General features: G+C 39.3%; 12 protein-coding genes and 1 tRNA gene. 3 read left to right on the top strand and 10 right to left on the bottom strand.

Going from position 1 to position 12,443, the window contains the following annotated elements:
- Nucleotides 1-50: 50 nt before the first annotated feature.
- The 4 genes from BM143_RS21510 to rbfA form a co-directional block, all read right to left on the bottom strand.
- Complete coding sequence (locus tag BM143_RS21510) at nucleotides 51-788, bottom strand: shikimate dehydrogenase family protein (protein WP_090027203.1); 738 nt, start codon at nucleotides 786-788, stop codon at nucleotides 51-53.
- Between the two features lie 60 nt (nucleotides 789-848).
- Entirely contained in the window at nucleotides 849-2,651 is a 1,803-nt protein-coding gene (locus BM143_RS21505; protein WP_090027199.1) for an endonuclease, read from the bottom strand.
- A 70-nt stretch (nucleotides 2,652-2,721) separates the two neighbouring features.
- The gene (locus BM143_RS21500; RefSeq protein WP_090027197.1) at nucleotides 2,722-3,927 is read right to left on the bottom strand and encodes an ABC transporter permease; all 1,206 of its coding nucleotides are present in this window, start codon (nucleotides 3,925-3,927) and stop codon (nucleotides 2,722-2,724) included.
- A gap of 4 nt (nucleotides 3,928-3,931) precedes the next feature.
- Nucleotides 3,932-4,291: a 30S ribosome-binding factor RbfA gene (rbfA, locus tag BM143_RS21495; protein ID WP_034730673.1), complete on the bottom strand. Its 360-nt coding sequence runs from the start codon at nucleotides 4,289-4,291 to the stop codon at nucleotides 3,932-3,934.
- A 95-nt stretch (nucleotides 4,292-4,386) separates the two neighbouring features.
- Between rbfA and mce the strand changes: the two genes are divergently transcribed.
- Together mce and BM143_RS21485 are read left to right on the top strand one after the other, a co-directional pair.
- The gene (mce, locus tag BM143_RS21490; RefSeq protein WP_090027195.1) at nucleotides 4,387-4,785 is read left to right on the top strand and encodes a methylmalonyl-CoA epimerase; all 399 of its coding nucleotides are present in this window, start codon (nucleotides 4,387-4,389) and stop codon (nucleotides 4,783-4,785) included.
- 62 nt (nucleotides 4,786-4,847) lie between these two features.
- A tRNA-Ile gene (locus tag BM143_RS21485) sits at nucleotides 4,848-4,921 on the top strand.
- Between the two features lie 125 nt (nucleotides 4,922-5,046).
- On the opposite strand, the gene BM143_RS21480 is transcribed toward BM143_RS21485, so the two are convergent.
- Complete coding sequence (locus BM143_RS21480; RefSeq protein ID WP_090027193.1) at nucleotides 5,047-5,445, bottom strand: hypothetical protein; 399 nt, start codon at nucleotides 5,443-5,445, stop codon at nucleotides 5,047-5,049.
- 164 nt (nucleotides 5,446-5,609) lie between these two features.
- On the opposite strand from BM143_RS21480, the gene BM143_RS21475 reads away from it, so the two are divergent.
- Nucleotides 5,610-6,197 (top strand): hypothetical protein, encoded by a 588-nt coding sequence (locus BM143_RS21475; RefSeq protein WP_090027191.1) that lies wholly within the window; start codon nucleotides 5,610-5,612, stop codon nucleotides 6,195-6,197.
- A gap of 113 nt (nucleotides 6,198-6,310) precedes the next feature.
- On the opposite strand, the gene BM143_RS21470 is transcribed toward BM143_RS21475, so the two are convergent.
- The 5 genes from BM143_RS21470 to BM143_RS21455 form a co-directional block, all read right to left on the bottom strand.
- Nucleotides 6,311-6,505, bottom strand: a complete 195-nt coding sequence (locus BM143_RS21470) for a hypothetical protein (protein WP_090027190.1) — start codon at nucleotides 6,503-6,505, stop codon at nucleotides 6,311-6,313.
- A 162-nt stretch (nucleotides 6,506-6,667) separates the two neighbouring features.
- On the bottom strand, nucleotides 6,668-8,134 hold the full coding sequence (locus BM143_RS21465; RefSeq protein WP_090027188.1) for a T9SS type A sorting domain-containing protein: 1,467 nt from the start codon (nucleotides 8,132-8,134) through the stop codon (nucleotides 6,668-6,670).
- Between the two features lie 128 nt (nucleotides 8,135-8,262).
- Nucleotides 8,263-8,409, bottom strand: a complete 147-nt coding sequence (locus tag BM143_RS24365) for a bacteriocin-like protein (protein ID WP_449384780.1) — start codon at nucleotides 8,407-8,409, stop codon at nucleotides 8,263-8,265.
- Nucleotides 8,410-8,490: 81 nt separating this feature from the next.
- On the bottom strand, nucleotides 8,491-10,758 hold the full coding sequence (ccoN, locus tag BM143_RS21460) for a cytochrome-c oxidase, cbb3-type subunit I (protein ID WP_090027186.1): 2,268 nt from the start codon (nucleotides 10,756-10,758) through the stop codon (nucleotides 8,491-8,493).
- A gap of 76 nt (nucleotides 10,759-10,834) precedes the next feature.
- The gene (locus BM143_RS21455) at nucleotides 10,835-12,328 is read right to left on the bottom strand and encodes a catalase (protein ID WP_090027184.1); all 1,494 of its coding nucleotides are present in this window, start codon (nucleotides 12,326-12,328) and stop codon (nucleotides 10,835-10,837) included.
- Nucleotides 12,329-12,443 lie beyond the last annotated feature (115 nt).

The raw sequence follows: 12,443 nt of genomic DNA, 5'->3' as shown, positions 1-12,443 counted from the left end.
AATATCCTTTTGATATATAGCTGTAAAGCCAATTAAGGTACTAATTTAGGTTATTTTTTTTGAAAATTCCAAATTTCCCAAGCTTTTTCTGCTTGCTGTTCAAGCATGTAATATCCGTTCACAGTTTTGGCTCCTTTTTCGGATGCTTTAATGATGAATTGAGTATAGTTCGGGTTGTAGATCAGGTCGATGATCAGGTGTTCGGATGTGATCCCGTCAAAAGGAAATTCCAGGCAGTCTTCCACATTCGGGAATGTTCCGACAGGTGTACATTGGATGATGATCTTATGGTCGGAAACCGTCTGGCTGTCGAGGTTTTCAAAATTGATCTCAGAATTTCTTGACACCGTGATGGATGGAATTCCATGTTTATCCATTACATATTTTACAGCTTTTGCAGCGCCTCCGTTTCCAAGGATCAAAGCTTTGTCCTGATAGGTTTTCTTATGGAGCAGAAGTGTTTTTTCGAAACCGAAAGCATCCGTATTGTAACCAGTTTTTTTACCTTCTCTGATCAAAACACAGTTCACAGCACCAATTTTTTCAGCCTCATCGCTTAGCCCGTCGAGATAATCAACAATCTTTTCCTTGTATGGGATGGTGACATTGAATCCTAAAAGTTCCGGATCGGTAAGGAGATTCTCTACTTCATCAATTTCATTCAGGTCAAAAATATCGTAGGTAAAGTCTTTCAGCATCAGCTTCTGAAACTTGTCTTCAAAGAATTTTTTGGAAAAGGAATAGGAAATATTTCTTCCTATCAGTCCTAGTTTTTTATTGGATTCCATACATCAAAAATAAAAAAAAGACCGAATAAATCGGTCTTTGTTATCAAATATTTTTCAAGTTTATTCTACAATGAATTTTGTAGAGAAACTGTCTGTTTTCAGGATGTAATTTCCTTTGGTAAGGCCTTTAAGGTTTATTTTATTAGAGTTTTTGAAAGGGTTTTCAATCACTTCAATAAGTTTTCCGGAAAGATCATAGATCTGAGCTTTTGAAATTTTGCTTAAGTTTTCACCTTTTACAAATAATTCATTGTTTTTTACCGGGTTAGGATAAACTGAGAATTCGGATTGATCTTTTTTCACATCTGAAGTCCCAAGGGCACCGAAACATGTCCAGGTAAGGTCATCAATTGCCACTCTGTTTGTTGTTATCGGGTTTACAATTTTAATGACAATATTACCGCTTACGTTAATATTATTAATTGTAATTGGAACTGTTGGAGCTGTTCCTGTGTAAGCTATCGTTCCTGCTGTTACGCCATTGATCTGAACGTTAAGATTACCAGCATCTCCGCCAAATTTCAGCTGAGCTTTTAAAGATATGCTTCCAATACCTCCTGAAATAGTGCTGCTTGTAAGACTTCCGTTTCTGATGGTAATTGCCTTTCCTGAAATGGTTTGGTCGGTTCTTGCATCTGTTGCGGTCCAGGTAATATTATTATTGGTCCATATTGTTGTAGCATACGTGTTCGGAGCACCTGTAATGGTTTCAAAGTTTTCTGTTCCACAACTTGTATTTCCTCCAGGCTGTCCTGCCAGGGTTGTTCCATCTGCAGAATTGCTCTGAGGTGAAGAATTTCCTGCTGCATCTCTGGCAATTACATAGAAAGTGTAAGTCGTAGAAGGTGTCAGTCCCTGAACTGTTACTGTAGTTCCTGAAGCCGTTGTTTTTAATATTCCGTTAGCATATACATCATAACCTGCAACACCAATATTATCCGTAGCAGCTGTCCAGCTTAGAGATATCGTACTGGCAGTAGGATTTTGAGTAGTAAGGTTGGTGGCGGCTGTAGGAGCTTGAGAATCCGGAACCTGTGATCCCCAGATCAGTTCAACAAATTCAGGATGATCAATGAAAGGATTCTTATTGCTCTGATATTCGTAAGTGGCATTATTTCTTGAGATTTCTGCAGGTGATACCGGATCCGCTGCATGCCAGGCTCTTAACTGCTCAAGTTCCCAGGTTTGCAGTCCCGGAAATGCTGTTGTTCCAAGCATACCTCCTGTTCCGTTTGCCGAAGTAAAACCTGCAAGCTGAGACTGATATCTTGTTACAAAATAAAAAATCATTCTTGCCACATCCCCTTTGAATGCATCAATAGGTTCAAATACAATTCCGGAATAACCTGCAGATGCAGATGTGCCTAATTTTGATCCGTTTTGAGAGGTGAATGATGGGTTTGTACCTACTTTCCCAAAAGGATAATTAGATCTCATACCATTTACTTTTCCATCTGTTGCTCTGATGAAGTTGACGTCAGCTACCATTGGTGAAGCTTCATCAAAAAGACTTTGCGGAACAATATGTTCTCTGTTATAACAGTTGCCTTCAACGGAATACTGCCCGCACTGGTTAGTGCCGATGGTAAAATTGTATGGATCTGTGCCGGTTGGGTTTTCAGAATAGATATCTAAAACACTTCCGTCATTTTCATAAAAGTAGTCGCGATCGGTAGTCTGGTAAGCAGTCCATAATCCAGCATAGCTTTTAGCCTGATGACCGTTCGTAATAATTTGGTTTAGCTTATTTTTTAAAGCTACACCGGTCAAGCCTGCAGTTCCGTCATAATAGGTGGCAGGTGCTTGTGCTGATGCAAAAATAATTGCGAAGCTCAGCAGAAAAAAGGATAAAATTCGTTTCATTTAAAAAAAATTGGGCCGTAAAGGTACAAAAAATTGAAAATGAAGTATATTTTATTTCAAATCTACTGTATTAACTTTTAGTAATATAGTCTTTGCTGATTTTAGAAAAGAACCATGAAATAATGATTCCGAAAAGAGAAGCCGTGAGGGCTACGATAAGATAATTTTTCCCAACAATTTTTACAGGGAAAGGAAGTAATTCATTAGCTCTGAAGAATTCCGTATAAAGCTGGAAATAGCAAAGTAGAGTTCCCATGATTAATCCTGAAATCACACCTGAGATCACAATGAGAAGTCCGGTATAGAAATAGGTCATTCTTAAATGGCTTATCGGGAAACCTAATGAAATAAGAGATCTTGACTGTTCTTTTTTGTCAAGCTGGAGAATAATAATGGCTCCGGCCAGATTAAAGGTTGTAATGAAGATCACCAGCGCAAAAATCAGATAGATGAACATTTTTTCTGTATTGATCATCTTCCAGAAAGCCGCGTTTTCTTCTTCCTTGGTTTTTATCTCTATGTTTTTACCCAGTGAATTAAGAAGACTTTGCTTTACTGCATCGGCATTTTCCGGATTCTTTAATTTAATAACGATCTGGTATGCTGATTTCTTTGGTAAGCTAAGCAGTTCCTCAGTCAGTTCAATAGGGGCAATGATATAACTGTCCAGCTGATCTTTCCCCGGAAAAACGCCCGTAACAAGAAAATCTCTCTTATTATAGATGTCCTCTTCTTTATTAATGATACCGGTTCCAGGCTTAGGCATGAATATCGTGGCATAATTGCTGGTGGAATCAATGGGAATGGATAATCTGTTGTGCAGATTGGTTTCCATCAATACTTCATTAGAGTATTTGAAACTTGGATACGTTCCGTAGAATACATCTTTATCGATAGGGTTGACCCTTGTATAAGCGGAATCTACTCCTCTTAAATAAGCGATATCCCCTTTACCTTTATAATTGACATAAACTTTTTCCTCAATGACACGGGAAAAACTGCTGATGGCTTTGTTGTTGTTTAAAACAGAAGTGACCTTATCCAGATCTTTCACCGTTTTGCCTGAAGCACTTTTCAGGGTAAGGTCTGCGTGGAGATTGGAGATCAGGTCTTTGTTCAGGGTTTCAAGTCCTGAGAATACTGAAATGATCACGAACATTGCAGTCACAGCAACCGTCATGGCACCTACCGAAAGCCACGTAATGAACGTCACGGCGGTACTGCCTTTTTTTGCCAAAAGGTATCTGGATGCTATGTAAAATGCAATATTCTTCAAGATCTTATAAAACAGGGTTGTCGCCTTCGCCTCTTAACTCTCTTTCCAATTTTTCAACGTCATCAAGAGCCGTATCTAAATAAAAATTAAGTTGTGGAATGATACGTACCTGTTTTGCCATTTTCTGGCCGATAAAATTTCTGTATTGAGCTTTGTTTTCCTCAATTTCCTTCATCACCGCGGAACGGAATTCCTGCGGGAAAATGCTTAAATAAATTTTAGCAATACCCAGATCTGCCGATACTTTTACGTCTGAAACGGATACCAATATACTTTGCTTGCTTTCTGAAGCCTGTTTGCGGAAAAGCTCTGCGAAGTCTTCCTGGATAATCTGTGCTACTTTTCTTTGTCTGTTACTTTCCATAAGTTATGCAAATTTAGTACTTTTGTTTGAATTGATACCTTTGAAATTCAGCTCCGGTATCAAATTTACGATTTAATTATATTTATTAGTATTTTATGAAGCTAGAACATATCGGTATTGCGGTAAAATCTTTAGGAGTCTCTGATGAGCTTTTCGCCAAATTATTAGGAAAAGAATCCTACAAAAAAGAAAGTGTGGAAAGAGAAGGAGTGGTTACTTCTTTTTACGGAACGGGAGAAAGCAAAATTGAGCTGCTGGAAGCCAGTAATCATGAAAGTCCGATCTCCAAATTTATCGATAAAAAGGGCGAGGGCATCCATCATCTGGCCTTTGGTGTAGAAAATATCCTGGAAGAGGTTGAAAGATTAAAAAAAGAAGGATTTCAGTTTATCTCCGAAGAACCGAAAGAAGGTGCTGATAACAAATTAGTTGTCTTCCTGCACCCAAAATCCACCAATGGAGTGCTGGTAGAACTTTGTCAAGAAAAGCAATAAAAAGTTTTGTAGTGAAAGAAATTTTGCTATTTTTGCAATCACAAAATTTAACCAAGTTTTGAGGTCCTATAGCTCAGTTGGTTAGAGCACCTGACTCATAATCAGGTGGTCCCTGGTTCGAGCCCAGGTGGGACCACAATGTAAAACCGTAATTCTTTATTTAATAAAGTTTTACGGTTTTTTTATTTAGCAATATTGAAAAAATGTTTTGTTGCTAACTGGAATCAAAGAACCACTATTGCTATTTTAAGTATAGAGTAGTTAATTGTTTTCAGAGCAAATATATTCGTAAACCCCATAAGCTACTGAATCGGGTATAAATTTATATGTATCCTCAGTAGAACCGCCTTCAGATAAAATTTTGCCATTACTATTATATTCTACAAATGTTATGTTCTGATATTCCTTGGTGTCACACGAAACAATCCAATTGTTTATAGAGTATTTACTTTTGTAAGTGTATTTTCCATTTTTTCCTTTGATTTTAATGGGTGGATCAATCTTCTTTACCCATACATCATAGAATTGATTATCTTTTTTTTCGAGATTTCTAATTTGATATTCTCTTCCTGAAACTGATGTGGTTATTGACATCCATTCAGATTGTGCGAATACTTTCTGAGCGAATAAAAGAATTAAGAAAATAAGAAAATTTTTCATGCAATAATTTTTTCCAAAGATACCACTTGTGAAAATGTTTTCATGGGGTGATACATCAGATATGGATACAGATTACATTTTTTATTATAAAACCTTTGTTTTCCCTTACCTACTAGAGATATTATCCACTCAACTATTTTATCTTTGCCCGCTCAATATAAGCTATGTCAAAAGAAAACATAAAAAATATCTTCCTCAGCCTCTTCACTATTTTACTAGGAGCATTTATCGGGTTTAATGTTTGGTGGACGGGTAGCGGGGCAAGATTTTTAGGACTAGTAGCCTTTTTTCTCATTCCTATTGGCTCGCTTTTTTTAAGTATTGCTCTGACCAAAATGATGATTCCGACCCAAGCGGATATTAGTTTTTCAACCCTTTCAGACAAGCATAAATATCAGATTCTAAAAAACGCCATAGGTCCGAAGAAAGTTCGAATGGTAAATATCTGTTATCTCTCCCTATTTTTTATTTTTTGTGGAGCCACCGTTTTTGGATTAGCCATTTCCGCCAATAATCACGAAAAATACCAACTGATGAATTACGGGGTGACTCAGAAAGTGAAAATAAAAGCTGTAGAGTACAAAGGAAAGGGATCTCCCTATGCGTTTTTCGATTTCTATCTGGATGGTGAAAAATATTCTGCAGATTTATCTCAAAAAGAGTATAAAGCAGGGGATAGTGCTGTCATTATTTTTTCTACTCATAATACAGATATTGTAGAGTGGGCGGAAGACTTTGATCCCAATGAATAAGTCTGCATCTTTCTGAAAACAAAAAAATCCAGGAACTGATTCCTGGATTGATTTATATCTACATAGCTTCGGGCAAATGCCGGGCTGCTAGGAAAGATCGTATGTGTTGTATACTATCTCGGTCTGTCTGGTTTTGTAGGATCGATGGTGTCGTCCGGTGGAGTAGTGGTACCAATTGGTCCTTTTCCTTTTGGTCCATCATTATGGGTAGTGGTGTTGTTTTTGTTTTGATTGATTTCTTTCGCAAAAGAAACTGCGCTCATTAATAGTAAAGAAGCCAGAGCTAATTTTAATGTTTTGTTTTTCATGTGTTTAAAAATTTAGTGATGGTAAAGTTACATAAAATTGTTATTTCTCAATACCGTGAATGATATAATAAATGTTAATGTTATACTCTAAAATCTCATATCTGTCTCAAAATTCACCATTCACATCTGTCAATCATAAAGTCTTGTACCTGAAATGATGCCTTATTCCTTAATAAATTTAGCCGTAATTATCTCTTTCGAAGTTTCCAGCTTAAGAATATAATTTCCGGAAGTCAGGGCATTCACATTGATGAAATTATTTTTTAAAGGAGTGGCAGAATACATGATTCTTTTCCCGTTCATATCATAGATTTCAAATCCGTTGACAGGATCATTGGATGTGAATTGCAGATTGTTTCCGACTGGGTTGGGATAAATTTTCACCTTGTTGCTGCTTTTTTCCGGATCTGTGGTTGCCAAATTGTTTGAAGAGAAGAAATATTTCCGTGCAGTCCCCACATATTTCGTTTGGGCTCCGTACCAAATAGAATAGATGCCGACCAGTACAATAGAATTTCCATATAATTCAAAACCCTTGTTAATGACATAAGAGCTCCCCGTGCCAATAATAGGGGTAATGATCTTACCGTCCACCCCGAAAGATGTGTCCAGTTCTCCATTAGCCTTCATCCTTAGGGCATACATGGTGTGATTACCGGTTCCTCCGATCATAAACGAGTTATCCGGCATGCGTCTTACTTCTACAGGATCAGAATTTGACTGTATCGGCAATACAAATGCCCCTCCGTTTTTATAGGAAGGATCTAAAGTCCCGTTGGGAAGAAGACGGTAGGCGATCAGCCCAAAGCAGTTATTTCCAAAGCAGAAACTTCCTGAAGTGAAGCCCTGTATTTTTCCGTCTTCCAGAAGCTCGAGGCGGGTATAATCACCGACATACTCTCCTGCAGGGCGTGTGAAATGCCCGTTTGTTCCAAAGGCGGTATCCAGATTTCCGGCGGCATCAAATTTTGAAACCAGCATATAACGGTTGTTTTGTGCGATCTGGTATTTTCCTCCGATAAAGATTTCGTTGTTGGCGTTTACTTTAACTTGTCTGTACTGGTAAGTTGAACCTAAAGCGATCTCACCGTTATTCGCAAACGTGGTATCCACAAGACCATTGGGAAGCAGTCGAACTAAGAAATGATTATTACTGACCCTCCTTATAACATAAATTTTCCCATTAGGATCAATATGCATATCTACGTAGTCCCCGGATGCGTTATAAGTGGTAAAGCCGTTTACAGAATTTCCGTTTTCATCTATCTTTAAGATCTGTCCGCCTGTACTGGCATCCAGAATAATATAATTACCGTCTCCGGCAGGTTCTATCATATTATAGTTATGGGAAGGAGAGATCAGTTTGTACCCCAGTCCATTATTGAAAGTGGGATCTAAAAGTCCATTTGCCGTAAAACGTGCATAAAAGCTAACTCCCACTGCGAGAATCTTTCCGTCCGGGAGTTGAGTCGTGTCATGGATTTGAAGACCACCGCTGGCCTGTCCATTGGTGTAAAATGCAAAAATAGAAGTGCCGGTGTTTTGCCCGTAGTTCGGGTCTAGCAAATTTTCCTGAGCGGAAAACGTAGATAAACAGGATAATCCTAGAAATAAGAGAATTTTTTTCATGGTTTTCGTTAAAGGGCCAAATATATGACTTTACGGGTTTTTCAACAAAAAAAGCCTCTGATTGTTCAGAAGCTTTGTATATCACGATAATGATCGGATTTAAAACCATGCATTAGATTGTTTTCTGCTTATTGGCAGTAAGCGGAATCTATGTGTCTGCAGACTCCGTCAGCACAGCAAAATTTTATATTGCAATACCGTTGTTCATTACAATAAGAGAGACCTCCCTTGATTGTTTTTAAATTGTCTCTTGAGATTTTCTTTAAATTTTTCATAATATTTTAGTTTGTAATTAATCACTAATGTATGAATAATTTAAATATGATGTATATTTTTATGAAAGTGTTCTATTGCTCTTAGTTTCCTGCAGTCTTCACATCCGTCGTCTTAATATCAGTCCCTAATCTCTGCAGATAAGCAATCATCGCGACAATTTCACGTTTTTCCAGAGGAACAAATTGATTTCCTTTTGCTACTTTTTCTTTTTCTATCTGCTCTTTGATATCCGTAGCTTCCGCATAGATTCTCTTTACAATTCCTGATGCCTGACCATCTGCCCAAGCATTGGCGGAGTCAATCTGAGCTTTGTTGTAAGGAACATCAAATGATTTTTTCATCAGTTCCATTTTGCTCAGCATCTGAGAACGGTCCAGTTTATTCGTAATCAACCATGGAAAGCGTGGCATGATAGATCCCGGAGAGGTTGATCTTGGATTATACATATGCTTCAGGTGCCATGAATCCGGGTTTCTGGCTCCTTCTCTGTGCAGATCAGGTCCTGTTCTTTTGGAGCCCCAAAGAAAAGGATGGTCATAGACAAATTCTCCGGCTTTCGAATACTGTCCGTTCTTACCTTCAAATCTCACAATTTCGTCCCGGAAAGGTCTGATCATCTGGGAATGACAGGCATTACAGCCTTCACGGATATACAGATCACGGCCTTCGAGTTCTAAGGGAGAATACGGTTTAACCGCCGAAATGGTAGGAACATTTTTCTTAATGGTCATTGTAGGAATGATTTCCGCAGCACCTCCGATCGATAAAGTAAAAAACGCACCTATTGAAAGGATAACCGGTTTTCTTTCGATCCATAAGTGAATACCTTCTCCGGCTTTTCTCCCGTGTATTCTTGCCAATGCAGGAGCTTCCGCAGCAACTTCTCTCTGGAACGAGCCTTGTCTTATGGTTTTAAAAATATTAACAACCATCAGCAATCCGCCTGTAAGATAGAATGTCCCTCCAAGGAACCTCATCTTGTAATAAGGGATGACAGCGGTTACCGTATCCAGCCAGTTTTTATACATCAGAGTACCATCAGGATTAAACTGTTTCCACATCAATCCCTGGGTGAAACCTGAAATATACATTGGGACAACATAAAACAGAACCCCCAGTGTTCCCAGCCAGAAATGCCAGTTGGCCAGCTTTACAGACCATAAATTGGTTCTCCACATGATCGGGACAAGATAGTACACGATACCAAACGCCATAAAGCCATTCCATCCGAGAGCCCCTAAATGTACGTGACCAATGACCCAGTCGGTGTAATGCCCGATTTTATTTAACGTTTTAGTTGCTAAAAGTGGCCCTTCGAAAGTAGCCATCCCATAACAGGTGACGGCAACGACAAAGAATTTCAGGACCGGATTATCCCGTACTTTTTCCCAGGCACCTCTTAAAGTAAGCAATCCGTTAAGCATTCCTCCCCACGACGGTGCAATCAGCATAATGGAGAACCCTGTGGCTAAAGCCTGTGTCCATCCAGGAATAGCGGTATAATGCAAATGGTGAGGTCCCGCCCAGAGATACACGAAAATAAGTGACCAGAAGTGAATAATAGACAGCTTATACGAAAATACAGGCCTGTTTGCCGCTTTCGGAAGGAAATAATACATCATTCCCAAAATAGGAGTGGTCAGGATAAAGGCAACGGCATTATGCCCATACCACCATTGGATCAAAGCATCTTTAACCCCTGAATATAAGGAATAAGATTTCCAGAAATCAAGCGGAACTTCAAGATTATTGACGATGTACAATAAAGCTACCCCAATCCATGTAGCGATATAAAACCAAATAGCAACGTACAAATGCCTTACCCTTCTTTTCGCAATCGTTCCGAACATATTGATTCCGAAAACAATCCAGGAAAAGGTGAGCAGGATATCCAGCGGCCATTCATGTTCTGCATATTCTTTTGAAGTATTGAAGCCCATAGCAAACGTGATCCAGCTGGCCACAATCATGATCTGCCACGACCAGAAATGAATCCACGAAAGGGTAGCATTGTACATGGGAGCTTTTAGCAGCCTTGGAAGACTGTAATAGGTGGCACAGAAAAAAGAATTACATACAAAAGCAAAGATTACCGTATTGGTATGCATCATCCTGATTCTTCCAAAACCCAATATCCCCTGCGAATTCACAAGCCCCTGAATATTCCCTTCCCTTAAACTTTGAATCGTCATATCATCCGTACCGAACAGAAACTCCGGCAGTTCAGGATAGAAAAGCATCAGGGCGGTGGTGAGCCCCAATATAAATCCTGCAATACCAAACACGACGGTGGCATACAGGAAAGCACGCACGATATTATTATCATAACTAAATTTTTGTATCTCCATTGTATAATATCAGTATTTGATGGACAGTTAATAAATTGAAAGCCGATAAGTCAGGGGAAGAAACAGGGATTTCTCCCTATTTCATATCCGTCTGTTTTTTCATGTCATATCCCTCGTAATCACAAACGGTTTCCCACGATAGATTAAGCGCTTTTGCAACTCCTTTTCCATAGTTAGGATCGGCTTTATAGCAGTTTCTGATGTGACGGATCTGGATAAATTGCTGGGCGCCTCCCGCAGCATCCGCAGTATTGTTAAATAAAAGTTCTTTCTGCTCATCAGACATCAGTCTGAAAAGATTTCCTGGTTGGGAAAAATAATCATCATCTTCACGGTGATCCCAATGTCCGGCATATCCTGACAAAGCTAAAAGTGGTTCCTCATAAGCCGGCTGCTCTTGCCACTGGCTGAAACTGTTGGGTTCGTAAGCGATCTTGCTTCCGTAGTTTCCGTCAGTTCGCATTGCTCCGTCACGGTGGTAAGCCATATATGGGCATTTCGGAGCATTCACAGGAATCTGGTGATGATTGACACCTAAACGGTAACGTTGCGTATCACCATACGAAAACAAACGGCCCTGCAGCATTTTATCAGGAGAAAAACCAATTCCGGGAACGATGGTCGCCGGATTGAATGCCGCCTGTTCCACCTCCGCAAAATAATTGGAAGGATTTCGGTTAAGAGTAAATTCTCCTACCGGGATCATCGGGTAATCTCCGTGTGGCCATACTTTCGTTAAATCAAAAGGATTGATGTGATAGGTGTCTGCATCCGCTTCTTCCATGATCTGAATGTACATTTTCCAGGTAGGGAAGTTTCCGTTTTCTATATTTTCATATAAATCTTTCTGATGGCTTTCGCGGTCTTCAGCAATGATTTGTTTCGCTTCAGCATTGGTGAGATTCTCTATTCCCTGCTGGGTTTTGAAATGAAATTTAACCCAAAAACGTTTATTTTCATGATTAATAAAACTGTACGTATGACTTCCGAAACCATCCATGTGCCGATAAGATTTGGGAAGTCCACGGTCGCTCATGGTAATGGTCACCTGATGAAGAGATTCGGGAAGAAGCGTCCAGAAATCCCAGTTATTATCAGCACTTCTCATATTGGTACGCGGATCTCTTTTCACGGCATGATTTAAATCCGGAAACTTTAAAGGATCACGCAGGAAGAAAACAGGTGTATTGTTTCCTACCAGATCCCAGTTTCCTTCTTCGGTATAGAATTTCAGGGCAAAACCTCTGATATCCCTTTCTGCATCAGCTGCGCCTCTTTCTCCTGCTACCGTTGAAAAACGGATGAATAGTGGGGTTTCTTTGCCTATTTCACCAAATAAACTGGCCTTTGTATATGGGGTAATGTCATGGGTAACTTTAAAAACTCCGTAAGCACCGGAGCCTTTAGCATGCATTCTACGCTCCGGAATCACTTCCCGGTCAAAGTGAGCCATCTTTTCCAGAAACCATATATCCTGAAGTAGGGCAGGACCGCGTTTTCCGGCTGTTAAAATATTCTGATTATCTGATACTGGAGCACCCGTTCTGTTTGTTAGATTGTTTTTTTCCATCTGAAAAGCTTTTTAATTGGGTGTAAAGCTACCCACTTCCGTTTTTTTTACTCTCATCCAGAATGATTAAAAAAATGTGGTCCAATGGATCAGATCATGGTTTTTTGCTCAAATA

This window comes from Chryseobacterium oleae (assembly GCF_900115055.1).
Lineage (GTDB): Bacteria > Bacteroidota > Bacteroidia > Flavobacteriales > Weeksellaceae > Chryseobacterium > Chryseobacterium oleae.
This window is presented reverse-complemented; position numbering and strand designations above follow the sequence as displayed.

Coding starts and splice junctions, on each gene's coding strand:
- BM143_RS21510 (WP_090027203.1), bottom strand. CDS start 788: ATGGAATCCAATAAAAAACTAGGACTGATAGGAAGAAATATTTCCTAT.
- BM143_RS21505 (WP_090027199.1), bottom strand. CDS start 2,651: ATGAAACGAATTTTATCCTTTTTTCTGCTGAGCTTCGCAATTATTTTT.
- rbfA (WP_034730673.1), bottom strand. CDS start 4,291: ATGGAAAGTAACAGACAAAGAAAAGTAGCACAGATTATCCAGGAAGAC.
- mce (WP_090027195.1), top strand. CDS start 4,387: ATGAAGCTAGAACATATCGGTATTGCGGTAAAATCTTTAGGAGTCTCT.
- BM143_RS21480 (WP_090027193.1), bottom strand. CDS start 5,445: ATGAAAAATTTTCTTATTTTCTTAATTCTTTTATTCGCTCAGAAAGTA.
- BM143_RS21475 (WP_090027191.1), top strand. CDS start 5,610: ATGTCAAAAGAAAACATAAAAAATATCTTCCTCAGCCTCTTCACTATT.
- BM143_RS21470 (WP_090027190.1), bottom strand. CDS start 6,505: ATGAAAAACAAAACATTAAAATTAGCTCTGGCTTCTTTACTATTAATG.
- BM143_RS21465 (WP_090027188.1), bottom strand. CDS start 8,134: ATGAAAAAAATTCTCTTATTTCTAGGATTATCCTGTTTATCTACGTTT.
- BM143_RS24365 (WP_449384780.1), bottom strand. CDS start 8,409: ATGAAAAATTTAAAGAAAATCTCAAGAGACAATTTAAAAACAATCAAG.
- ccoN (WP_090027186.1), bottom strand. CDS start 10,758: ATGGAGATACAAAAATTTAGTTATGATAATAATATCGTGCGTGCTTTC.
- BM143_RS21455 (WP_090027184.1), bottom strand. CDS start 12,328: ATGGAAAAAAACAATCTAACAAACAGAACGGGTGCTCCAGTATCAGAT.